This is a genomic window from Methyloversatilis sp. RAC08 (genome assembly GCF_001713355.1).
GTDB lineage: Bacteria > Pseudomonadota > Gammaproteobacteria > Burkholderiales > Rhodocyclaceae > Methyloversatilis.
Map to the genome: position 1 here is coordinate 2,298,007 of NZ_CP016448.1, position 21,784 is coordinate 2,319,790.

Genomic DNA, 21,784 nt, shown 5'->3' on the forward strand with positions numbered 1-21,784 from the left:
TCCGTATTCGCCCCACGATTCGCGCCGTCAACATGAATCGCATTGTTCTTCCAGACACCCTGCAGCCTCGCGACAGAGGCGGGACGAAGGCTTCATGAAATCCACGCTGCTCGCATCGACCCTTTCGCTTATCGTCGCATTGCCACTTGCCGTAGGCGCTGCCGACCCCGCACCGGGCGAATTTGCCTTCAGCGGCGACGCGCGGCTGGGCTACTTCGGTCGCGAGCGCGAAGATCGCAACGGCAGTCGCAGCGACGAAAGTGACTGGCGTATCCGGGTTCGCCCCGGTGTCCTCTGGCAGGTGACCACGGAACTGAGCGCCAAGGCCCGCTTCGCGGGGCGCTACTCGACCGACGACAGCAACGACAACCACTACGAATTCTTCACCGCGATCCCGCAGAGCGACGGCCTGGGCTTCGGCGATTCGACCATCGACGAGCTCCATCTGCGTTACAAGCCCGGCAACTGGGACGTGAAGGTGGGTCGCATGCAGACCAGCTTCGAACTGGAGGGCATCGCGAAGAAATCGCTGAGCCGCAACGATTCGCCCAACACCGACATCACGTGGACAGACGGCATTCACGCCCGCTACGTCGACGCCGCAGGCTGGAACTACCACGTCATCCTCCAGCGCAGCGAGGACGACGGCCCCACCACCGTTCGGCGCAGTCCGCTGGCGTTCACGGAGTCGGCCAGCCACGCCACTTACTATTTCGGCATGGAACGGAAGGACCCGAACGGTCGCTTCCTGCAGCTCGGATGGGATATCACCTACATACCCAGCGCGCTGCGCACGGACGGCACCGCAGCCGGTCGCATCGACGATTATCTGGGCATCGCCGGCCGCATGGCGCTGCAATGGCGGCTCGCCGGTGGGATGCGGTTCGTCTGGGCAGGTGAAGCCGGCTTCGCGCCCAATACATCGACCGAAGCGGCGCTGCGTCTGTCGGGCTCCGGAGATGCGAGCGGGCTGGCTTTCCAGACCTCGGTCAATCTCGTGGATTTCGCACCCGGCCATGGTGTCGGGCTCGTCTATGGTCAGGCGGGCGGAGGCTGGCTGCTGTCACCCGATTTCGGCAACAATCAGGAACTGCTGGAACTGCGCTACCAGTGGAAACTGTCCGCCACGCAGTCGATCGAGACACGGGTGCGCCAGCGGCGCGATCTGGAGCAGCGAACCGATGCGGCCCGGAAGCGTGTCGACGACGATGTCTACGTCCGGTTCACGCAGCGCTTCTGACAGCGTCGGCGGGCGCCGGACCCGGTGATCGATAATCCGCAATTTGCCGCTTCATCATTCAAGTCCGTGAAGTCACTTCTTTACTTCGCTGTTGCCTGTGTCATCTGCACCGGCGTGCTGGCCGAAACCCATCTGGGCATCCGGCCGCTCGATTCGCTGGGCGAGGTACGGGCGCGTTTCCCGGATGCGCAGTTCGTGCGTATGGCGCCAGACTGGGCCGACGAGTCGCAGGTGCTGTTCTCGCTCACCGGCGGTGCGCTTCAGGGCCAGCTCCTCGTGCTGTTCATCGATGGGCGCCCGGACTACCGGCGTGAAATCGCGGATGGCTTCGCCGACGATCTCGATGCGCTGAAGTTGCTCGCGGCCGAGCGCGACGACCAGGCGCTGCGCGTGAGATGGGTGAGATGGGTGCCAGCCACGCCGCTGCGGGTGCAGGACGTGGTCGCGAAATACGGCCGGTGGGACGCGAGCGGGTTGTCGGACGACGGCGTCAGACTCTACCGGAGCTGGGACGCCCGGGGCATCACGGTGCTGCTGTCGGAAGACGAACAGTCGGTGCTGATGCTGGACTTCGTGTTTTCCGAAGACGAACAGCGCGACGCCTTCATTCGGCGTTACGGTCAGTTGCCGGCGTGGCTCAGGCCCGAGGTCGGGGCCACGGACGCACCGGGTGCGACGCCCCGGATCACGCCCGCACGGTGACGCCGCCCGGTGCGGGCGGGTGGCCTTTCAACCGTCGCCGCGCGCCACCTTCGCTTCGTAGTCTTCAAGCGTGATGACGCCTTCCTTTTCAGCGCGCGCGACCTCGTGTCCGGGCAGCACGTCCTGCACCATGTCGAGCCGCTTCCACAGCGCGAGCGGCGTTTCGCAGGCGGCCCTGGGCACGTACTTCGACTGATCCAGCTTCCTGTAGCGATGAATGTAGCGCGGGCAATTCACCCACACCTTCGTGACGGTCACCCGCACCAGATACTTCGCTTCGGTGTATTCGGCCATCAGCGGATGGTCACGCAGAAATTCGGCGGTGCCTTGAACACGCACGCGGTGCGGCGTTTCGAAGTCGATGAACAGCAGGCCGACGCGCGCCTGGCCGACGATATTGCCCATCGAGTAAAACATGCCGTTGCCGTCGTAGCCGGGGAACACCAGTGTCTGTGCGTCGATCACCTTCACGACGCCGGTCGGCCCGCCCTTGTACGACACGGTCGGGTTGCCTTCGGGATCGACGGTCGACAGAAAAAACATGTCGCGCCCCTCGATGAAGGCTTTTTCCTCGTCGGTGATCGTTTCGTGGATCCAGTTCTGGTCCAGCATGTCGGCCAGTTTCGTGGTGCCGAATTCCTGCTGCAGCGCGCGGTGTTCGTCGGCGTAGATTGAAGCCATGTCTCCTCCTGAGGTCTGTGTTCCGGCGTACGGCGTCAGCCGTCGCGCGCATCCGGTGCCCGGGCGCCGGTGGAGGATACCCCAGCGGAACACCCGGCCGTGCGGGCCGGGTGCGGGAGCGGGCTGGCTGCCGGAAGGTGGGCGGATCAGAAGCGGAAGAGCGCGCCGAGTGACCAGGTGTCCACGTCACCGCTGCCGGTGTTGCTGCCGCCAAGGCTGTCGTAGCGGGTGAATTCGCCGCGCAGCCCGATCGATGGCGTCAGCGCATAACCCACGCCCAGGCCATACAGGCCGCTCCAGTCGCGGTCCTGTCCCGTGCCGGCGGCCGCACCGCCGGGGCCGGTTACGTCGACATCGGCTTCGACCTTGGCGTGGATGCCGCCGAGCCGGCCGAATACCGAAAACTTCTCGCCCACCGGCAGGATGCCCAGTACCGATGCGGTCCAGCCATGGGCATCGATCTGCGCACGCGCACTGCCACCGGTGAAGCCGGCCCGGTAGCGCGCGCTGCCGAAGTCGGCGTAACCAAGTTCGAATGCCAGATAGGGGTTGAGCTGATAGCCGAGCGACACGCCGTAGTGCGTGTCGTGCTCATCCACGCTGGAACGCAGACCGGTGGCACCGGCCGATACCAGTGCTGCATCGGTCTCGCTGCGACCCATGTCGACGTTCGAGCGGCCGATCGAGGCGCCGACATAGAAGTCGCCCGCCAGCGTGGACGACGCGGCGAGCGACAGCAGGGCACCACACAGCAGCGAAGGTTTGGTCATCATCGAATACTCCTTTGGAATGGAGCGGCGGAGTATATACATATGACAATGAGAAATGACTTCGGCATAACAATATGTGTCGCTGCTGCAACACCGGGGAATTCCGGCGGCACATCGATGTCGATCAGCGCGATACCCGCTTGCACCCGCGGGCGGCCCGGTGCATCGTGCCCCGGCCACACCGCACGGCTACGCAGGAGATTCAGCATGAAACGCAAGACAGCCAAGGATTTCGCGCCCGAAGTGATGGCGCTGTTCGATCACTATGTGCACGGCGCCATCGACCGGCGCGGCTTTCTCGATGCCGCCGCGCGCTTCGCGGTGGGTGGCGTGACGGCGTCGATGCTGCTCGAGGCGCTCAGTCCGAACTTCGCGCAGGCGCAGCAGGTGAAACCGGACGACCCGGCGCTGAAGACCGACTACGTCGAGTACGCCACGCGTGGCGGCTACGGCAAGGTGCGCGGTTACCTCGCACAACCGGCGCAGGCGACCGGCCCGCTGCCGGCGGTTCTCGTGGTGCACGAAAACCGCGGCCTGAACCCGCACATCGAAGACGTTACGCGCCGGCTCGCGCTGGAGGGCTATCTCGCGCTGGCACCCGACGCGCTGCATCCGCTCGGGGGATATCCGGGCAATGAAGACATGGCGCGCGAACTGTTCCAGCAGCTGGACCAGAAGAAGACGCGCGAAGACTTCGTGTCACTGGCGCTCGCCTTCCGTGCGCACGATCTCGGCAACGGCAGGCTGGGGGTGGTCGGCTTCTGCTATGGCGGCGCCATCGCCAATTTCCTCGCGACGAAACTGCCCGACCTGAATGCCGCGGTGCCGTTCTACGGCAGCCAGCCCCCGCTGGAAGACGTGCCGGCGATTGGTTCGCCGCTGTTGATCCACTACGCCGACCAGGACGAAAAGGTGAATGCCGGCGCCACCCGCTACGACGCTGCGCTGGTCACTGCCGGCAAGGCGTATCAGACCTATGTCTATCCGGGCACGCTGCACGGCTTCCACAACGACACCACGCCCCGCTACGACGAGCGCGCCGCCAGACTGGCCTGGCAGCGCACGCTGGATTTCTTCGCGCAGCATTTGCGCACCTGAAAAGGGCTGGATGCAGAGGCTGTGGGCAACTGCGGAAGCGGCGGCCTATGGGAGCGGCGGCCTGTGGGAGCGGCGGCCTGTGGGAGCGGCGGCCTCGCCGCGATCGGCGCGTTGATCAACGATCATCGCGGCATCAATCGCGGCGAGGCCGCCGCTCCCACAGGCGCCGCTTGTATGTTCTGCCTCGGCAAGTTGTAGTGAGAACTTGTCGGGGTGGAGGGACTAACGCCGCTTCTGGCTTTTGCACAGACCGTGGGAGATATCGTCCCGCCCCTCACCATCGAGCACCCATGAGGAATCCATCGACGCGGCCCTCGCCGGCCCTGATCGACCATATCCTGCAAGCGATTGCCTGGTGAGTCCCGACAAGTCCCTAAACCTTAGTCGGGAGCGCCTGTTCATGACAAGTCAGCCTTCGCCGATTCACATCGGCATCGACGTATCCAAAGCCAGCCTCGATATCGCACTGGGCGAGCACGGCCCGGTGCAGCGCATCGACAACACCCCTCTAGCCATCCGGGCCTGGCTGCGCACCTTGCCCAGCGGCCCGCTGCACATCGGCTGCGAGGCCACCGGCACCTACCACCTCGCGCTGCGCGACGCCGTGATCAAGGCCGGGCACCCGCTCTACCTGATCGACGGCTACCGCCTCTCGCGCTACCGCGGCGCCACCAGCGTGCGGGCCAAGACCGACCCGATCGACGCCCGGCTCATCGCCCGCTACGTCGCCAAAGAGGGCACGCACCTGCGCCCCTACACGCTGCCGCCCGAGGCCACGCAACGCGTGCAGCAACTGCTGCGTCGTCGCGCCACCCTGGTCCGGACCGCCGTCATCTTGCGCCAGAGCCTGTCCGATCTGCCCGGCTTCAAGCGCGAGGTGCGCGACCTTCCATCGGGGCGCCTTCACCCGTGCAGACGCCTTCATCGCCTATCTCGGCCTCGATGTGTGCGTGCGCCAATCGGGCAACCAGCACGCCCGCGGCACCCTGAGCAAAAAGGGCGACCCGGAGCTACGCCGACTCCTGCACAACGCCGCCATGGCAGCCAGCCGATCCGACACCTGGAAGCCTACCTACCAAGCCTTCATCGCCCGCGGCTTCTCCCGCACCCAGGCCCTTGTCGCCCTGGCACGAAAGATCGCTCGCGTTGCCTTCTCTCTGATGAAAACCGGCACTCAATACCAACCCGGAGGGCTCAAAAACACTTGTGCTCAGACATAGAATCTCCCACAGAAGAGCTCCCACAGAAGAGCTCCCATGGCCGGAGCTATGCTCAACGCCTCTGCGGTCACGACAGCGGCTTCCTTGGCTGCTGCCAGGCGGGTCCCTTCAGTGCGCCTCGTCCCAGTTCAGGCCGACACCGGCTTCGACCTTCAGCGGCACCGACAGCTGGGCCACGCCTTCCATCAGCGCCGGCACGCGCTCGCGCACGAGGTCGATTTCGACGTCCGGCACTTCGAGCACCAGTTCGTCATGCACCTGCAGCACCAGCCGCGTGCCGAGCTGTTCGCGGTCGAGCCAGCCTGATACCGCGATCATCGCCAGCTTGATCAGGTCGGCGGCCGTACCCTGCATCGGCGCATTGATCGCGGCCCGCTCGGCGCCCTGTCGGCGGGCGACCTGGGCGGCGCGGATTTCCGGCAGCTGCAGCCGGCGGCCGAACACCGTTTCGACCCAGCCCTGCTCCCGCGCCAGCGCACGGGTTTCGTCCATGTAGCGTGCGACGCCGGGGTAGCGCGCGAAATAGCGGTCGATCCAGCCCGCAGCCGCGGCGCGTTCGATGCCCAGGTTCTTCGCCAGCCCGTGCGCGCTCATGCCGTAGATCAGGCCGAAATTGATCACCTTGGCGTAGCGGCGCTGTTCACTGCTGACCTCGCCCGGCGGTACGCCGAACACTTCCGACGCGGTCGCGCGGTGCACGTCTTCGCCATCGGCGAAGGCCTGCAGCAGGCGTGCGTCCTGCGACAGGTGGGCCATGATGCGCAGCTCGATCTGCGAATAGTCGGCGCTCACCAGTACATGGCCGGGCGGCGCAATGAATGCGGAGCGGATGCGCCGGCCTTCCGCGGTGCGTACCGGAATGTTCTGCAGATTGGGGTCGACCGACGACAGCCGACCGGTCACCGCGACCGCCTGGCTGAAGCTGGTGTGCACGCGGCCGGTGTCGGCGCGCACCATGCGCGGCAGCTTGTCGGTGTAAGTACCCTTGAGCTTGGCCAGGCTGCGGTATTCGAGGATGAGCGCCGGCAGCGGGTAGTCGAGCGCCAGTTGCGACAGCACTTCTTCGTCGGTCGAGGGTGTGCCGCTCGGCGTCTTCTTGATCACCGGCAGCTTTTCGCGCTCGAACAGGATTTCCGCCAGCTGCTTCGGCGAGTTGATGTTGAACGGCTGCTTCGCTGCCGCGTGGGCGCGCGCTTCCAGATCGATCATCTTCTGACCCAGCTCGTTGCTCTGCGCGGCCAGCGAGCCGACGTCAAGCAGCACGCCGGTGCGCTCCATGTCGAACAGGATCTGCGACACCGGCAGTTCGATGTCTCTATATATATAGGCAAGCTTGGGGTCGGACTGGATGCGCGGCGCGAGCACCGCGTGCACGCGCAGCGTTACGTCGGCGTCTTCGGCCGCATAGTCGGTGGCGCGGTCGACCGCGACCTGATCGAAGCCGATGCGCGACGCGCCCTTGCCGGTCACCTCGTCGTAGCTGATCACCTTGATGCCGAGGTGGCGGGTGACCAGCGCATCCAGGCTGTGGCTGCGGTCGGCATCGAGCACATAGCTTTCCAGCAGCGTGTCATCGACCACGCCGGCCAGCCGGATGCCATGGTTGGCGAATACGTGGCGGTCGTACTTGAGGTTCTGTCCGAGCTTGCCGTGTGCAGCCGATTCCAGCCAGGGCTTGAGCTTTGCCAGCACCTCGTCGCGCGGCAGCTGTTCCGGCGCGTCCGGATAGCAGTGCGCCAGCGGCAGATAGGCCGCGACGCCTGCTTCCAGCGCGAAGCTCATGCCGACCAGTTGCGCCTCCATCGGCTCCAGGCTGGTGGTTTCGGTGTCCAGCGACACCACCGCGGCAGCGTCGAGCAGCGCCAGCCAGCGCTCGAGCGCCGGCCAGTCGAGCAGCGTTTCGTAGTGCGTACGGTGGCTGCCTTCCGGTTCGGTGGACGGCGTGGCGTCCGCGGCCGGCGCCGGCGCGTTGATCGTCTTCTTCGGTCCCTTCGCCAGTTCTTCCAGCAGGCCGCGGAAACCGTAGCGCTCGTAGATCGGCCTCAGCGCGTCGGCGTTTTCGCCGTCCGAGGTCAGCGATTCGAGCGGCTGCGGCAGTTCGACGTCGCACTTCACCGTCAGCAGGCGGCGCGCCAGCGGCAGGAAGCCCAGGTGGGCGCGCAGGTTTTCGCCCACCTTGCCGCTGATTTCGTCGGCATGCGCGACGATGTCGTCGAGCGAGCCGTACTGCTGCATCCACTTCACGGCGGTCTTCGGACCGCACTTGTCTACGCCGGGCACGTTGTCCACGCTGTCGCCGATCAGCGCGAGGTAGTCGACGATGCCGGCCGGCGTCACGCCGAACTTGGCCAGCACGCCGGCTTCGTCCAGCTTTTCCTCGCTCATCGTGTTCACCAGCGTCACGTGCCGGTTCACCAGCTGCGCCAGATCCTTGTCGCCGGTGGAAATGACGCAGTCGATGCCGCGTGTGGTGGCCTGGGCCGACAAGGTGCCGATCACGTCGTCGGCTTCCACGCCGTCGATCATCAGCAGCGGCCAGCCGAGCGCGCGCACCGCGTCGTGGATGGGTGCAATCTGTGCCGCGAGTTCTTCCGGCATCGGCGGGCGGTGGCTCTTGTAGTCCGGATACCAGTCGTCGCGGAAGGTCGGACCCTTGGCGTCGAACACACAGGCGCGGTAGTCCGCCTTGTAGTCGCTTGCCAGCCGCCTTAGCATGTTGATGACTCCGCGCAGTGCGCCGGTCGGCTCGCCCTGGGCATTGCGCAGGTCGGGCATGGCGTGGAAGGCGCGGTACAGGTAGGACGAACCATCGACAAGCAGCAGCGTGGGCATGGCGGATTCCGTGATTGCTCAGCGCGCCATTATCAACCCCGGACCCCCTCCCCATGAGCGCGAAAGACAAACTTCCCGGCATGATCGACCCCGGTGACGCGGCACGCGCCAGCAGTGCGCGCGAGGCCTGGCGCATCTTCGGCATCATGGCCGAATTCGTCGAGGCGACCGAAAGGCTGCAGGCCATCCGCCCGGCGGTCAGCATTTTCGGCAGCGCTCGCACGCCGCGCGAGCACCCCTACTACGACCTGACCGAGCGCATCGCGCGCCAGTTGTCGGACGCCGGCTTTTCGGTCATTTCCGGTGGCGGCCCGGGCATCATGGAAGCCGCCAACAAGGGCGCCTTCCACGGCAAATCGCCCAGTGTCGGGCTGAACATCCAGCTGCCGATGGAACAGAGCGCGAACGTCTATCAGGACATTTCGCATTCCTTCGAGCACTTCTTTGCCCGCAAGTACATGTTCGTGCGCTTCGCCGCCGCCTATGTCGTGATGCCCGGCGGTTTCGGCACGCTGGACGAGCTGATGGAAGCGCTGACGCTGATCCAGACCCGCAAGAGCCGCAGCATTCCCATCATCCTGGTGCATACACCGTTCTGGCAGGGGCTGATCGACTGGTTCCGCAGCACGCTGGTGACCGAAGGCATGATTTCCGCGTCCGACATCGATCTGGTGCAGCTGATCGACGATCCGGCCGAGGTGGTCGAGGCGATCTTCCGTCATTACGAGAACCGCAGCTTCCTGCCGTTGCCTGAGGAGCATGAAGCCATGCTGAATCTGTAGGTTCAGGACGCAGGATCAAAGATGCAAGGAAACAACGGGCCGGTCCATGCGTCACCGGGAAGCGCGGGGGCCTCTGTTAAACTGCCGAATCACAAAGGATTTTCGATGCGACTGCTCCTATCTGCCGCCCTGATCGCCGCCTCGCTGGCGCTTGCTGCCCCGCCGGTTTTCGCCCAGGCCGACCGGCCGGCAGATCTGCAGCCCATTCCGGAACCACCGCCGCCGCCGCTGCCGCTCGAGGGCGGCGACGTGACGACCGAGCCGCAGGTGACCATCATCCAGAAGGCGGACGAGCGGGTCGAGGAGTACCGCATGAACGGCAAGCTCTACATGATCAAGGTGACGCCGTCGCACGGCGTGCCCTACTACCTGATGGACGAGAACGGTGGCGGCGTGATGACACGCTACGACGATCTCGATCAGGGTCTGCGCGTCCCGAAATGGGTCATTTTCTCGTTCGACTGACCTGCATGCGCCGTCGGCGCGTGCCCAACTTCCGAAACTGATACGTGTCTGTCTTCACCACCGTCACCGCAGACGAGATGCGCGACTGGCTGAAGAATTACTCCATCGGCCATCTGCTGTCGCTGGAGGGAATTCCGGCCGGCATCGAAAACACCAATTACTTCGTCGACACTTCGAACGGTCGCTACGTGCTGACGCTGTTCGAAAAGCTGACGCGCGCCGAACTGCCGTTCTACGTGCACCTGATGGCGCACCTGTCGCGCCACGGCATTCCGTGCCCCGCGCCGATCGCCGATCGCGACAACGAATACCTCGGCACGCTCAACGGCAAGCCGGCGATGCTCGCCACAAGACTGGCCGGGAAATCGCAGATGGCACCGCAGGCGCCGCACTGCGCTGCGGTCGGCGGCATGCTGGCGACGATGCATGTGGCCGGCCAGAGCTACGGGCGGCGCTTCGCCAATCCGCGCGGCTACGACTGGTGGCGCGCCGCCGCGCCGCAGCTGCTGGGTTTCCTCGACGCCGATGACCGCGCACTGCTCGAATCCGAGATGGCGTTCCAGATCGCGGCGCGCGAGGGGGGCGCCTGCGCCGGGCTGCCGGCCGGCGTGGTGCACGCCGACCTGTTTCGCGACAACTGCCTGATGGACGGCGAGCGCATCGGCGGCATCATCGATTTCTACTTCGCCGGCGATGACTTCCTGCTGTTCGATCTCGCGGTGACGATGAATGACTGGTGCTCCGATGAGTCCGGCGAACTGGTGGCCGACCGCGCCGAAGCGATGCTTGAAGCCTACCGCGACGAGCGTCCGCTGACCGACGCCGAACACGGTGCGTGGCCGCTGATGCTGCGCGCCGCCGCGCTGCGCTTCTGGCTGTCGCGCCTTTATGACTTCCACCTGCCGCGTGATGGAGAGATGGTGCACAAGCACGACCCGAAGCGCTTCCGCGACATCCTGCGCGCCCGCATCCATGCCGGCGACGCCCTGCCATGGCAGTGAATCTGCAGGCACGCGCGCTGCCGGCGCTGGCCGGCTGGTCCTGGATCAGCGGTGGCTTCGCGCTGTTCCGCCGCAATCCGCCGCTGATGACCGCGCTCACCATGGGCTATCTGCTGGTGATGGTGTTCCTGAACATCGTGCCGTTGATCGGCCCGGTGCTGGTCGCTGTCTGCCTGCCGGTCATGTCGGTCATCGTATTCAACGGCGCCCGCCTGCTCGACAAGCAGCTCGATGTATCGACCGAAGTGCTCAAGACCGGACTGGCCGAGAACCTACGGCCGCTGGTCCAGCTCGGCTTCGTGCATCTGGCGGGTTCGCTGGTCGTGGTGCTGATCCATACCCTGTTGTTCGCCGCGCCCGACGTGCCGCTGGCCGAAGCCGACGAGGAGGCGTTCACGCGCACGCTGATGCAACTGCTGCCGCTGGTGCTGCCGCTGATCCTGATCATGTGGTTTCCGCCCTATCTGATCGCGACCCAGGGCATCAAGCTCGGCAAGGCGCTGTTTTTCGGCGCAGTTGCGGTGCTGCGCAATGCCGGTGCCTTCATCGTGTATTTCGCCGGCGCGGCGGTTCTCGGCGTCGGCCTGCCGGTGCTGGTGATCCAGCTGATCGGCAACGACGAAGGCATCGCCAGCCTGTTGCGCATCGGCGTGCGCATGACGTTGCTGTTCGTGCTGGTGCCGACGCTGGCAGCCAGCCTGTACGTGAGCTTCCAGCAGGTGTTCGCGCAATTGCCCGAACCGGAGCCTGAGCCCGAAGCAGAAGCAGAAGCCGATTCCGAGCCCGATCTCGAGCCCGACGCCCGATCCGGGCCGGATTCCGGACCGCGCAAAGACGCCGCCGATGAGTGAGCCACGGCCGGCCGGTGCAGGCTCCGGCATGCCTCTGGGTATTTTCGGCGGGTCGTTCGACCCGGTGCACCTGGGCCATCTGCGGCTGGCCGAAGAAGCGCTTGAAACACTGCAGCTCGAGCGTGTGCGCTGGATTCCGGCCGGTCAGCCCTGGCACCGCGATGCGTTGCGCACCGACGCGGCGCATCGGCTCGCCATGGTGCGACTGGCCACCGCGTCCAACCCCGCGTTCGAGGTCGATGCGCGCGAAGCGGAGGCTGGCGCACCGGGCTACACGGCCGATACGCTGCAGGCGCTGCGCGCCGAGCTGGGCCTTGAGCGTCCGCTGGTGCTCATCCTGGGTGCCGACGCGTTCAGCCAGCTGCATACCTGGCAGCGCTGGAAGTCGCTGTTCGAACTGGCGCACATCGGACTGGCGACGCGTGCCGGGCAGGCGGTCGATCCGGCCGCGCTCGACGGCGCGCTGGCGACCGAACTTTCCGCCCGTCTGCAGCGCGACCCGGCGGCGCTGTGCGCGGCACCGGCCGGCGCCGTTATACCGTTCGACATGACCGCACTGGCCATTTCGGCCACCGATCTGCGGGCACGACTGGCGCGCGGCGCCAGCTGCCGCTATCTTGCCCCGACAGGCGTGCTCGATTACATCCGCCATCACCGGCTTTACTGAGAGAATTCATGGAAATCAATGCATTGCAGGCGCTGGTGGTCGACGCGCTGGAAGACATCAAGGGCAAGGACATCGAAGTGATCGATACCTCGAACTTCAATGCCCTGTTCGACCGGCTGGTCATCGCCAGCGGTGACTCGAATCGGCAGACGCGCGCACTGGCGCGCCACGTGCAGGACAAGGCCCGGGAAGCCGGCGCGCACGTGATCAGCGTCGAAGGCGAAGAAACCGGCGAGTGGGTGCTGGTCGATCTGGGCGATCTGGTGGTGCATGTCATGCAGCCGGCGGTGCGTGCCTATTACAACCTGGAAGAATTGTGGTCGGGCTCGGCCAAGCCGTCCGATCGTTCGGCCGCTGCCGCGCGCAGCCCGGGCGTACGCGGTCGCGGACCGGACGCGCGTTGAAGCTGCGGGTGATCTGTGTCGGGCACCGCATGCCCGGCTGGGTCGATGCCGGCGTCGAAGAATTTGCCCGCCGCATGCCGCGCGAGTCGCCATTCGTCGTCACCGAAATCAAGGCCGAGCCGAGAACGCAGGGCAAGCCGGTCGAGGCCCTCCTCGACGCCGAGCGCGTGCGCATCGAACAGGCGATTCCGCCGCGCGCCCGCATCGTCGCTCTCGACGAACGCGGCGACGACCTGACCACCGTGGCGCTGGCCGAGCGGCTGCGCAGCTGGCGTGACGGCGGTGACGACGTGGCGTTGCTGATCGGCGGTCCGGACGGCCTCGCGCCAGCGCTCAAGGCGCGTGCCCACGAGCTGATCCGCCTGTCCAGCCTCACCCTGCCGCACGCACTCGCCCGCCTGTTGCTCGCGGAAGCGTTGTATCGTGCAGCCAGCCTCGAATCCAACCATCCGTATCACAGAGAATGAGTCTGTCGACCACCGTACCGCCCGCGCTTTATCTGGCATCGCGCAGCCCGCGCCGGCGTGAATTGCTGACCCAGATCGGCGCACCCTTCCTCGTACTGCCCTTTCGTGGCCTGCCGCGCGAAGACATCGACGTACTGGAAGATGTGCGCGACGGCGAAGACGCGGAAGGCTACGTCGTGCGCGTGGCGCGCGCCAAGGCCCTTGGCGGCGAGCAGCGCCTGTCCTGGCGGCGTCTGTCTTCCGGGCTGGTGCTGTCGGCCGACACCACGGTCGAAGTCGATGGCGAAATACTGGGCAAGCCGGCCGACGCGGCCGACGCCACCCGCATGCTCGGGCTGCTGTCGGGCCGCAGTCACCGCGTGCTGACCGCGGTCGCGGTCAGCGACGGACGCCGGCTCGAACACGTGCTGTCGATCTCCACCGTGCGATTTTCTGCGCTCGACGCGCGCGACATCGAACGTTATGTCGCGTCCGGCGAACCGATGGACAAGGCCGGTGCCTATGGCATTCAGGGCCGCGCCGGTGCGTTCGTCGAACACATCGACGGCTCCTACACCGGCATCGTCGGCCTGCCGCTGAATGAAACCTGGCAGCTGCTGCGCCGCTTCGGCCTCCATTTCTGACTGAATTTTCGAGCGAGATTCCGCCATCCCACCCTTCCCGGTCCGTGCAGTCATGAACGATCAATTCCTCATCAACTTCACGCCGCAGGAAACGCGGGTGGCGCTGCTGCAGCAGGGTGCCGTGCAGGAGCTGCACATCGAGCGCAGCAGCGCGCGCGGCATCGTCGGCAATATCTATCTCGGCCGCGTGGTGCGCGTGCTGCCCGGCATGCAGTCGGCCTTCATCGACGTCGGGCTCGAACGCACCGCCTTCCTGCATGTGGCCGACATCTGGGAAGCGCGCCAGAACGGTGACGCGCCGAAACCGATCGAGCGCCTGCTGACCGAAGGCCAGAGCGTGCTGGTGCAGGCGCTGAAAGACCCGATCGGCACCAAGGGCGCGCGCATGTCGACCCAGATCAGCATCGCCGGCCGGCTGCTTGTGCATCTGCCGCAGGACCGCCACATCGGCATTTCGCAGCGCATCGAGGTGACCGAAGAGCGCGAGGCGCTGCGCACGCGCATCCAGGCGCTGCTGCCACAGGAAGATCCGGGCGGGTACATCGTGCGCACCATGGCCGAATGCGCAAGTGATGAAGAGCTGTCGGCCGACATCGCCTACCTGCGCAAGATATGGCAGGAAATCCGCAACCGCGCCAAGACCGCCAAGCCGCCGTCACTGGTGTTCGAAGACCTGACGCTGGGCCAGCGCGTGCTGCGCGACCTGGTGTGCGCCGACACGCAGAGCATCCAGGTCGACTCGCGCGAAAACTACGTCAAGCTGCGCGCCTTCGCCGAGGAATACATGCCGCAGCTGACCAAGCTGCTGGAGCACTACACCGGCGAGCGGCCGCTGTTCGAACTGCACAGCGTCGAAGAGGAAATCGAAAAGGCGCTGGCGCGCCGCGTCGACCTGAAGTCGGGCGGTTACCTGATCTTCGATCAGACCGAAGCGATGACCACCATCGACGTGAACACCGGCGGCTTCGTCGGCTCGCGCAACTTCGACGAAACCATCTTCAAGACCAACCTCGAAGCGGCGCATCAGATCGCGCGCCACCTGCGGCTGCGCAATCTGGGCGGCATCATCCTGATCGATTTCATCGACATGGAAAACGACGAGCACCGCACCCAGGTGCTGGCCGAACTGAACAAGGCGCTGTCGCGCGACCACACCAAGATTTCGGTCAGCGGCTTCACCTCGCTCGGTCTGGTCGAAATGACCCGCAAGCGCACCCGCGAATCGATCGCCCATGTGCTGTGCGAAGCCTGTCCGACCTGCGGCGGCCGCGGCGAAGTGAAGACCGCGCAGACCATGAGTTTCGACATCCTGCGCGAGCTGCTGCGCGAAGCGCGCCAGTTCAGCGCCCGCGAATTCCGCATCCTCGCCCACCCCAAGGTGGTCGACCTCTTCCTGGAAGAAGAGTCGCAGGCACTGGCCATGCTGTCGGACTTCATCGGCAAGCCGATCTCGCTGCACGCCGAATCGAGCTATTCGCAGGAGCAGTTCGACATCGTGCTGCTCTAGGGCCCCGGACGTCTCCGGCCGCTCCATCGCCCCGATGCGTGACAGACGGTCACCGATTCCACCTCGCAATGGCTGACGCCGGGGCGTGTTTTGTGGTTTGATCGTATTCGGGCTCAAAACACTGACAAAACCTGGTTGCCATGGGACTCAAGGACCGCATCCGCGCTATTAAGCTCGAATTGATGGCGCTTGCGATTGCAGCGCAGGACACGCGCACGCCGCGGCGAGCGAAAATACTTCTGCTTTTCCTGCTCGCCTACGCGGCCAGCCCGATCGACCTTATTCCTGACTTCATCCCGGTGCTCGGTCTGCTCGACGAGGTCGTCCTGCTGCCGATCGGTGTCTGGATCGTGGTCGGCATGATTCCGCCGGATGTAATGGAGGCGGCGCGGGCGCGGGCACGCGAAGGCAAGCTGCCGGCGAACTGGATCGCCGGCGTGATCGTGCTGCTGCTGTGGGCAGCCAGCATCGCGGCCATCGTGTGGTGGTGGATGAATCATCAGGGCGCCGGTCAAGCAGATAGCTGAGCGGCAGCCGGGCGGCGCTGCCCGCCTTCTGTTTCCTGCCGTGGCCCATCGACGGGCGGCGGCCTTACTCCCCGGGTGTCAATCTTTTACAATCCGGCGTCGCCATGTCCGCGGGTCGAATGCGGGTGGGTGATGCGCGTGCCGGGAACGCGCTGCGAATCACCCACACCTGACCGAAAGGCCTTGCGAAGATGGGACTCAGACTCAAGTTCAACCTGGTGCTGATCGGCGTGTTCGCTATCGGTCTGGCGGCCTGCGCCGCGTTGTCGCACCAGTTGCTGCACGACAATGCGCGCGCCGAGGTCGAGCGCAATGCGCGGTTGATGATGGAAACCGCGCTCGCCATTCGCGCCTACACGGTCAGCCAGATCAAGCCGCACCTCGATCCGCTGCTGTCCGAGCAGTTCCTGCCGCAGACCGTGCCGGCCTATGCCGCGACCGAAACGATCAACGAGCTGCGCAAGAACCACCCCGAGTACGCCTACAAGGAGGCGACGCTGAACCCGACCAATCCGCGCGATCGCGCGTCGGACTGGGAAACGGACATCGTCACCAGCTTCCGCAACGCCGAGGACACGAAGGAACTGACCGGCGTGCGCGAAACACCGACCGGCCGCCACATGTATATCGCACGGCCGATCAAGATCACCAATCCGGCCTGCCTGGCCTGTCACAACACGGCCGCCACGGCGCCGCCGACGATGGTGAAGGTGTATGGCGAGGCGAATGGCTTCGGCTGGAAGCTGAATGAAATCATAGGCGCGCAGGTGGTGTCGGTGCCGATGACGCTGCCGGTAACCAACGCCGACCGTGCCTTCAACACCTTCATGCTGTCGCTGCTCGGCGTGTTCGTGTTCGTCATGGTGGCGCTCAACCTGATGCTCGAATGGCTGATCATCCGTCCGGTGGCGCGCCTGTCGGCCGCGGCCGACCAGATCAGCACCGGCGACTTTTCGGTGCCCGAGTTCCGCGATTCCGGCAAGGACGAAGTGTCGGTGCTCGGAGCGTCCTTCAACCGCATGCGGCGCAGCCTTGAAACGGCGATGCGCATGATAGACAGCTGACCGTGACGACCGGTCTGCAGCCGCCGTCGGGTGACGGGGACGAGTCGTTCACAGAAGACAGCGTGAACGCCGAGGTGCTGGCGGGCAGCGGCTTCCTGCCGACTGCCAACGCCAGCCCCGGCGCGCTGCCGGCCGGCTGGGCGCTGAACGAATACCGCATCGAATCGCTGCTCGGCGGCGGCGGCTTCGGTCTGACCTATCTGGCGCACGACACGCTGCTCGACTGCAAGGTCGCCATCAAGGAATTCCTGCCGACCGACATCGCGATCCGCGGCGACGGCCAGCGCGTGCTGCCGCGCAGCGGTCCGGCGGTCGAAATGTTCGAGCAGGGGCTGCGCCGCTTTCTCGATGAATCGCGCGCGCTGGCCAATTTCCGTCATCCGCACATCGTGCGCGTCAGCCGTTTTTTCGAGGCGAATGGCAGCGCCTACATGGTGATGGACTACGAGCGGGGCCGGCCGTTGAACCAGTGGGTGCGCGAGCGTGGCGCGCGCATCGACCGCGTCACGCTGCTGGCCATCGTACGGCCGCTGCTCGAAGGTCTGCAGGTGATCCACGACGGCGGCTTCCTGCATCGCGACATCAAGCCGCCCAATATCTGCATCCGCGACGACGGTACGCCGGTGCTGCTCGATTTCGGCGCCGCCCGCCGCTATCACGACACCGAGCACACACTGACGGCCATCGTCACGCCCGGCTTCGCGCCATTCGAGCAGTACCACTCGCACGGCAATCAGGGGCCGTGGACCGACATCTATTCGCTGTCGGCCGTCATGTACTGGCTGGTCACCGGCCAGCGTCCGATCGAATCGGCTGCGCGCATCCAGAACGACCCGCTGATTCCTGCGTCGCGGCTGGCCGACGCTTCGGTGTTCGGCGCCTCGCTGCTGCGCGCCATCGACTGGGGGCTGGAGCCGCACGATTCCAAGCGACCGCGCAGCATCGCCGATTTCCGCCGGGTGTTTACCGCCGCGCCGGCAACCGCCCGCGGCCCGCTGGCGGCGGGCGCTGCATCGGCACCCGTCGCTGCGCCGGTCCGCGCGATCGGCGCGTCGGAAGAGCGGCGCACCATCGTGTGCAGCGTGCTGTATGCGCAGATCGGAGACAGCCAGCGGCTGGACACGGCGCAGCGGCTGGCCTGCAAGTCGGAGCTCGACGATGCGCTGGCGCGTGCCGCGCGCTCGGTCGACGCCGACAGCCGGCTCATTCTCGACACGCCGGACGGCACCGCGCTGTGCCTGCTCGGCCAGCCGGAAGACGCCTGCGTCGTCGCCCAGCATCTGCGCAAGCTCGACTTCGCCGATGACGGCGGCCCGACGGGCCAGGGTCTGAAGCAGGGCATCAATCTGGGCCCGGTGCGCGTGTCGCGCTCCGGCAGCGGTGCGCTCGACCTGCATGGCGACGGTCTGGACGCCGCTCGCGCGCTGGCCAGTCTGGCGCATGCCGGCCAGGTGCTGGTGTCGCGCGCTTACTACGAAACCGTGTCGGCGCTGGGCAGCGGTGCGCCGGAAGGCCTGCACATCACCGGCCAGCGGGTCGAGATTGCGTCGCGCAGCCAGGAGGTGTTCGAACTCGACAGCCGCAGCGGCATCACACGGCGCACTGACGTCGCGCAACCTGTACTGGCGCCGGACGCGCTGACGCCGCTGCTCGAATCGCTGCTGGCACGCCACATCGGGCCGATGGCACGCGTGCTGGTGACGCGCATCGCGCCGCAGGCAACATCGGCGCCGCAGTTGATCGAACAGCTGGCGGCGCACATTCCGAACGACGCGCAGCGCGCCGGCTTCCTGATCGAGGCGAAGCGCCACGTCGTGCAGACCGGCGCGACGACGTCGCGCTCATCGCAGTCGATGTCCGGTGCCGCGGCTTCCGGTGCCATATCGACCTCGCGCAGCAGCCTGCCGTCGACCGCCACGTCGAGCCGCTACGTATCGTCCGCGCCGCGGCCGCTCGACGACGCGGTGATCGCCGACATCGAGCGCCGTCTGGCGCGGCTGATCGGTCCGGTGGCGCGCATTCTGGTGGGTCGCGCGCTCAAGCGCACCGGCACCGAACAGGCACTGCTGGAAGAGCTGGCGCGCGACATTCCCGATCCGGTGCAGCGCGCCGCGTTCGTCGCGGGCAAATAGCGGTGGCCAAACTTTCGCGCTGTCCGCACTGCGGACAGGACACGATTGCGCGTCTGGTCAAGCTGATGGCGCGCGCCAGGGCGCCGGCGATCTGCCCGGCCTGCGGCGGGCGCTCATGCACCGGCATCACGCCGCTGTCGCTGCTGTCGTTCTTCGTGCTGATTCTGGTGTGCGGCACCCTGCTGCGTGCGGCCGGCCGTCTGGGCAACCGGTGGACGCTGCTGGGCGTGCTGGCGCTGTTCGTCGGCGGCTTTCTGTACATCAGCTTTCACACCGGGCTGGTGAAGCTGGAGCGCTACCCGATGCAGCGCAATATCGCCATCGCTGTCGTGGCGCTGATGGCGATCGGCTTTTCGTGGTGGTGGTTCAGTCGCGGCACCGCAAGCTGAAGGCCGCGGGCGCGCGCTACTCGAGCAACGCATTCACCACGGCGATTTCCTCTTCGCCGAGCTGGCCGGCGGCGGCTTTCAGCCTGAGCTGCGCAAGCATCGTGTCGTATTGCGCCTTCGCCATGTCGCGCCGCGTGGCGAACAACTGCTGCTGTGCGTTGAGCACATCGATATTGATGCGCACGCCGACCTCGTAACCCAGCTTGTTCGAATCCAGTGCGGACTGCGACGACACCTGCGCGGCGCGCAGGGCCGCTGTCTGCGCGATGCCGTTGGCCACGCCCAGATAGGCCTGACGTGCCTGCAGAGCGGCGTTGCGCCGCGCCAGATCGACCTCGGCGCGCGCCCGGTCGAGCAGGTAGGCCGACTCGCGCACGCGCGATTCCTGCCCGAAACCCTGGAAGATCGGCACCGACACCTGCACGCCAACGGTGGCGGTTTCGGTCTGGTTCGAGATCGGGTTGCCGGCGAAGGTGACCACGTTCTTGTTCTGGCCATAGGTCGCCACCAGATCGACGCTCGGATAGTGGCCGGCACGCTGGCGCTCGATTTCGCGCGCCGCGATCTCCTGATTCGCCAGCTGGGTCAGCACCGCCAGTCCGTCGGTCTGCGCACGTTCCACCCAGTCGTCCATGCGCGCCGGCTCCGGCATCGCGAACGCGACGTCGCGCCGCATGCGGCGCAGCTCGGCCGGTGCGCCACCGGTGATCAGCGACAGCGCGTGGCGCTTCACTTCGATGTCGCTCGCTGCCGCGATGCCCTGCGCGTTCGCCAGATCGAAGCGCGACTGCGCTTCATGCACGTCGGTGATGGTGACGGTGCCCACTTCGAAGCTCTTGCGCGCCAGTGCGAGCTGCTGCGATGCGGCGTCCTTCTGGGCTTCGATCGACGCCAGCACGTCGTGCGCGTACAGCAGATCGAAGTAGGCCTGTGCAGCACGCAGCAGCACGTCCTGCCGCGCCTGCGCCAGCTGCGCCTCGGCCGCCGCGACCTGCAGCTTGCCCTGTTCGAACTGCACCCAGTTGGCCCAGCGGAACAGCGGTTGCGTCAACTGGAAGTTGAAGTTGTGCGAGTTGTGCTGCGAGGCGGCATTGACCGGCTGCTTCACGGTCACGTCGTTCCATTGCGTGGTGCCGCTTACGGTCAGGCTGGGCAGCAGGCCGGCGCGCGCCTGCGGCAGCTTCTCGGAGGTCGCCAGGCTTTGCGAGCGCGCCGACTGGTATTGCGCATCGTTGGCGAGCGCCGCCCGCGCGATCGCGACCAGATCGTCGGCCGCGTGCGCCGCCGGCATGACTGCGAAACTGGCTGGAAACGCGGCCGACAGCACGGCGTACAGCGACAGACGTCGCAACAGGGTCATTGCATCAGTACCGCGCCATCGACGGATCGACCTGCAGCGCCCAGGCGTCGACGCCCCCGGCCAGGTTGTACACCTCGCCGAAGCCGTTGCGCTCAAGAAAGATCGCCACCTGCATCGACCGCCCGCCGTGGTGGCAGATGCACACCAGCGGTCGCGCCGGATCGAGCGCATCGAGGCGCGACGGGATGGTGCCCATCGGAATGTGCTGGCTGCCTTCGACCCGGCAGATCGCCCACTCGTGCGCTTCGCGCACATCGAGCAACTGCGGCTTCTCGCCCTGCGGTTCTGCCAGCCACGCCGCCAGCTCGGCCACCGTCATCTGCTTCATCGACGGCGTCTCAGAACACGAAACGCTGGGCGCCGCGCGCATTGCGCAGCGTCGGCAACAGCGTTTCGAACAGGATTTCCTGCGTCTGGCTGCCGTCGGCGTTCAGCGTCACCAGCGTGGCATTCATCAGCGGTGCTTCGCCGATGAAAGCGATCAGCCGGCCGCCCGGACGCAGTTGCGCGACCAGTTCCTGCGGCAGCACCGGCAGGCCGCCTGACACCAGGATCACGTCGTACGGCGCATGCACCGGCCAGCCCTGCGCCGCATCGCCGACTTCGACACGCACGTTCAGCGCGCCGGCGGCGATCAGGTTTTCGCGCGCACGCTCGGCCAGCGCCGGTTCGATTTCGACCGTCGTCACCTGACTGGCGCGTGCGCCGAGCAGTGCCGCCATGTAGCCGGAGCCGGTGCCGATCTCAAGCGCCGTATCGGTGCTGCGCACGTGCAGTTCCTGCAGCACGCGGGCTTCGATCTTGGGTTCCAGCATTTCCGCGCCGTGGCCGAGCGGAATCGGCGTATCGACGAAGGCCAGATCGCGCAACGCGGCCGGCACGAAGTTTTCACGTCTGACGACGAACAGCAGGTCGAGAATGTCCTGATCCAGCACGTCCCACGGCCGGATCTGCTGTTCCACCATATTGAAGCGAGCCTGCTCGATATCCATTGTTTCCATC

General features: G+C 66.1%; 22 protein-coding genes and 1 pseudogene. 17 read left to right on the forward strand and 6 right to left on the reverse strand.

Annotated features, from left to right (window positions below; all coding sequences use genetic code 11):
• Positions 1 to 94: 94 nt before the first annotated feature.
• The gene (locus tag BSY238_RS10640) at positions 95 to 1,240 is read left to right on the forward strand and encodes a hypothetical protein (protein ID WP_069039120.1); all 1,146 of its coding nucleotides are present in this window, start codon (positions 95 to 97) and stop codon (positions 1,238 to 1,240) included.
• A 66-nt stretch (positions 1,241 to 1,306) separates the two neighbouring features.
• Positions 1,307 to 1,942, forward strand: coding sequence for a hypothetical protein (locus BSY238_RS10645; RefSeq protein WP_069039121.1), 636 nt, complete (start codon positions 1,307 to 1,309; stop codon positions 1,940 to 1,942).
• A 27-nt stretch (positions 1,943 to 1,969) separates the two neighbouring features.
• Here BSY238_RS10645 and BSY238_RS10650 read toward each other — a convergent pair whose 3' ends face one another.
• Together BSY238_RS10650 and BSY238_RS10655 are read right to left on the reverse strand one after the other, a co-directional pair.
• Positions 1,970 to 2,623 carry a pyridoxamine 5'-phosphate oxidase family protein gene (locus tag BSY238_RS10650; RefSeq protein WP_069039122.1) on the reverse strand — a complete coding sequence of 218 codons (654 nt, stop codon included), beginning with the start codon at positions 2,621 to 2,623 and terminating at the stop codon, positions 1,970 to 1,972.
• Positions 2,624 to 2,769: 146 nt separating this feature from the next.
• A complete protein-coding gene (locus tag BSY238_RS10655) occupies positions 2,770 to 3,396 on the reverse strand; it encodes an outer membrane beta-barrel protein (protein ID WP_069039123.1) in 627 nt (208 codons plus the stop codon).
• A gap of 204 nt (positions 3,397 to 3,600) precedes the next feature.
• Here BSY238_RS10655 and BSY238_RS10660 point away from each other — a divergent pair, with 204 nt between their 5' ends.
• On the forward strand, positions 3,601 to 4,491 hold the full coding sequence (locus BSY238_RS10660) for a dienelactone hydrolase family protein (protein ID WP_069039124.1): 891 nt from the start codon (positions 3,601 to 3,603) through the stop codon (positions 4,489 to 4,491).
• 400 nt (positions 4,492 to 4,891) lie between these two features.
• A pseudogene (locus tag BSY238_RS19070) lies at positions 4,892 to 5,711 on the forward strand (IS110 family transposase).
• A gap of 108 nt (positions 5,712 to 5,819) precedes the next feature.
• On the opposite strand, the gene polA reads toward BSY238_RS19070, so the two are convergent.
• Positions 5,820 to 8,543, reverse strand: coding sequence for a DNA polymerase I (gene polA / locus BSY238_RS10670; protein ID WP_069039125.1), 2,724 nt, complete (start codon positions 8,541 to 8,543; stop codon positions 5,820 to 5,822).
• Between the two features lie 53 nt (positions 8,544 to 8,596).
• Between polA and BSY238_RS10675 the strand changes: the two genes are divergently transcribed.
• The 13 genes from BSY238_RS10675 to BSY238_RS10735 all read left to right on the forward strand — a co-directional run bounded on the left by BSY238_RS10675 (position 8,597) and on the right by BSY238_RS10735 (position 19,422).
• A complete protein-coding gene (locus BSY238_RS10675; RefSeq protein ID WP_069039126.1) occupies positions 8,597 to 9,325 on the forward strand; it encodes a TIGR00730 family Rossman fold protein in 729 nt (242 codons plus the stop codon).
• A 105-nt stretch (positions 9,326 to 9,430) separates the two neighbouring features.
• On the forward strand, positions 9,431 to 9,790 hold the full coding sequence (locus tag BSY238_RS10680) for a DUF2782 domain-containing protein (RefSeq protein ID WP_069039127.1): 360 nt from the start codon (positions 9,431 to 9,433) through the stop codon (positions 9,788 to 9,790).
• A 44-nt stretch (positions 9,791 to 9,834) separates the two neighbouring features.
• Complete coding sequence (locus tag BSY238_RS10685) at positions 9,835 to 10,791, forward strand: homoserine kinase (RefSeq protein ID WP_069039128.1); 957 nt, start codon at positions 9,835 to 9,837, stop codon at positions 10,789 to 10,791.
• Positions 10,782 to 11,642: a BPSS1780 family membrane protein gene (locus tag BSY238_RS10690; protein WP_223300095.1), complete on the forward strand. Its 861-nt coding sequence runs from the start codon at positions 10,782 to 10,784 to the stop codon at positions 11,640 to 11,642. Before BSY238_RS10685 ends, BSY238_RS10690 begins: the two co-directional genes overlap by 10 nt.
• Before the next feature lie 28 nt (positions 11,643 to 11,670).
• Complete coding sequence (gene nadD, locus BSY238_RS10695) at positions 11,671 to 12,309, forward strand: nicotinate-nucleotide adenylyltransferase (RefSeq protein ID WP_223300096.1); 639 nt, start codon at positions 11,671 to 11,673, stop codon at positions 12,307 to 12,309.
• Between the two features lie 8 nt (positions 12,310 to 12,317).
• Entirely contained in the window at positions 12,318 to 12,713 is a 396-nt protein-coding gene (rsfS, locus tag BSY238_RS10700) for a ribosome silencing factor (RefSeq protein WP_069039130.1), read from the forward strand.
• The gene (gene rlmH / locus BSY238_RS10705) at positions 12,710 to 13,180 is read left to right on the forward strand and encodes a 23S rRNA (pseudouridine(1915)-N(3))-methyltransferase RlmH (RefSeq protein WP_069039131.1); all 471 of its coding nucleotides are present in this window, start codon (positions 12,710 to 12,712) and stop codon (positions 13,178 to 13,180) included. The genes rsfS and rlmH overlap by 4 nt, the downstream gene beginning before the upstream one ends.
• Positions 13,177 to 13,803 carry a Maf family protein gene (locus tag BSY238_RS10710; RefSeq protein ID WP_069039132.1) on the forward strand — a complete coding sequence of 209 codons (627 nt, stop codon included), beginning with the start codon at positions 13,177 to 13,179 and terminating at the stop codon, positions 13,801 to 13,803. The genes rlmH and BSY238_RS10710 overlap by 4 nt, the downstream gene beginning before the upstream one ends.
• 52 nt (positions 13,804 to 13,855) lie before the next feature.
• On the forward strand, positions 13,856 to 15,310 hold the full coding sequence (gene rng, locus BSY238_RS10715; RefSeq protein ID WP_069039133.1) for a ribonuclease G: 1,455 nt from the start codon (positions 13,856 to 13,858) through the stop codon (positions 15,308 to 15,310).
• 140 nt (positions 15,311 to 15,450) lie between these two features.
• Complete coding sequence (locus BSY238_RS10720) at positions 15,451 to 15,837, forward strand: DUF1232 domain-containing protein (RefSeq protein WP_069039134.1); 387 nt, start codon at positions 15,451 to 15,453, stop codon at positions 15,835 to 15,837.
• 191 nt (positions 15,838 to 16,028) lie between these two features.
• The gene (locus BSY238_RS10725; protein ID WP_069039135.1) at positions 16,029 to 16,901 is read left to right on the forward strand and encodes a Tll0287-like domain-containing protein; all 873 of its coding nucleotides are present in this window, start codon (positions 16,029 to 16,031) and stop codon (positions 16,899 to 16,901) included.
• A gap of 2 nt (positions 16,902 to 16,903) precedes the next feature.
• Positions 16,904 to 19,033: a protein kinase domain-containing protein gene (locus BSY238_RS10730; RefSeq protein WP_069039136.1), complete on the forward strand. Its 2,130-nt coding sequence runs from the start codon at positions 16,904 to 16,906 to the stop codon at positions 19,031 to 19,033.
• A gap of 2 nt (positions 19,034 to 19,035) precedes the next feature.
• On the forward strand, positions 19,036 to 19,422 hold the full coding sequence (locus BSY238_RS10735) for a hypothetical protein (protein ID WP_069039137.1): 387 nt from the start codon (positions 19,036 to 19,038) through the stop codon (positions 19,420 to 19,422).
• 16 nt (positions 19,423 to 19,438) lie between these two features.
• On the opposite strand, the gene BSY238_RS10740 is transcribed toward BSY238_RS10735, so the two are convergent.
• The 3 genes from BSY238_RS10740 to BSY238_RS10750 are packed head-to-tail and all read right to left on the reverse strand — an operon-like array spanning position 19,439 to position 21,774.
• The gene (locus BSY238_RS10740; protein ID WP_190295009.1) at positions 19,439 to 20,782 is read right to left on the reverse strand and encodes a TolC family outer membrane protein; all 1,344 of its coding nucleotides are present in this window, start codon (positions 20,780 to 20,782) and stop codon (positions 19,439 to 19,441) included.
• Between the two features lie 4 nt (positions 20,783 to 20,786).
• Entirely contained in the window at positions 20,787 to 21,110 is a 324-nt protein-coding gene (locus BSY238_RS10745; RefSeq protein ID WP_069039138.1) for a rhodanese-like domain-containing protein, read from the reverse strand.
• A gap of 10 nt (positions 21,111 to 21,120) precedes the next feature.
• Positions 21,121 to 21,774 (reverse strand): protein-L-isoaspartate O-methyltransferase family protein, encoded by a 654-nt coding sequence (locus tag BSY238_RS10750; protein ID WP_069039139.1) that lies wholly within the window; start codon positions 21,772 to 21,774, stop codon positions 21,121 to 21,123.
• Between the last annotated feature and the right edge of the window lie 10 nt (positions 21,775 to 21,784).

Bases quoted from the DNA above. Each gene is read 5' to 3' on its own strand.
- BSY238_RS10740 (WP_190295009.1), bottom strand. From the start codon at position 20,782: ATGACCCTGTTGCGACGTCTGTCGCTGTACGCCGTGCTGTCGGCCGCG.
- BSY238_RS10725 (WP_069039135.1), top strand. From the start codon at position 16,029: ATGGGACTCAGACTCAAGTTCAACCTGGTGCTGATCGGCGTGTTCGCT.
- rng (WP_069039133.1), top strand. From the start codon at position 13,856: ATGAACGATCAATTCCTCATCAACTTCACGCCGCAGGAAACGCGGGTG.
- nadD (WP_223300096.1), top strand. From the start codon at position 11,671: ATGCCTCTGGGTATTTTCGGCGGGTCGTTCGACCCGGTGCACCTGGGC.
- BSY238_RS10640 (WP_069039120.1), top strand. From the start codon at position 95: ATGAAATCCACGCTGCTCGCATCGACCCTTTCGCTTATCGTCGCATTG.
- BSY238_RS10710 (WP_069039132.1), top strand. From the start codon at position 13,177: ATGAGTCTGTCGACCACCGTACCGCCCGCGCTTTATCTGGCATCGCGC.
- rsfS (WP_069039130.1), top strand. From the start codon at position 12,318: ATGGAAATCAATGCATTGCAGGCGCTGGTGGTCGACGCGCTGGAAGAC.
- BSY238_RS10745 (WP_069039138.1), bottom strand. From the start codon at position 21,110: ATGAAGCAGATGACGGTGGCCGAGCTGGCGGCGTGGCTGGCAGAACCG.
- BSY238_RS10750 (WP_069039139.1), bottom strand. From the start codon at position 21,774: ATGGATATCGAGCAGGCTCGCTTCAATATGGTGGAACAGCAGATCCGG.
- BSY238_RS10655 (WP_069039123.1), bottom strand. From the start codon at position 3,396: ATGATGACCAAACCTTCGCTGCTGTGTGGTGCCCTGCTGTCGCTCGCC.
- BSY238_RS10675 (WP_069039126.1), top strand. From the start codon at position 8,597: ATGAGCGCGAAAGACAAACTTCCCGGCATGATCGACCCCGGTGACGCG.
- BSY238_RS10720 (WP_069039134.1), top strand. From the start codon at position 15,451: ATGGGACTCAAGGACCGCATCCGCGCTATTAAGCTCGAATTGATGGCG.
- BSY238_RS10680 (WP_069039127.1), top strand. From the start codon at position 9,431: ATGCGACTGCTCCTATCTGCCGCCCTGATCGCCGCCTCGCTGGCGCTT.
- BSY238_RS10650 (WP_069039122.1), bottom strand. From the start codon at position 2,623: ATGGCTTCAATCTACGCCGACGAACACCGCGCGCTGCAGCAGGAATTC.
- BSY238_RS10660 (WP_069039124.1), top strand. From the start codon at position 3,601: ATGAAACGCAAGACAGCCAAGGATTTCGCGCCCGAAGTGATGGCGCTG.
- BSY238_RS10690 (WP_223300095.1), top strand. From the start codon at position 10,782: ATGGCAGTGAATCTGCAGGCACGCGCGCTGCCGGCGCTGGCCGGCTGG.
- polA (WP_069039125.1), bottom strand. From the start codon at position 8,543: ATGCCCACGCTGCTGCTTGTCGATGGTTCGTCCTACCTGTACCGCGCC.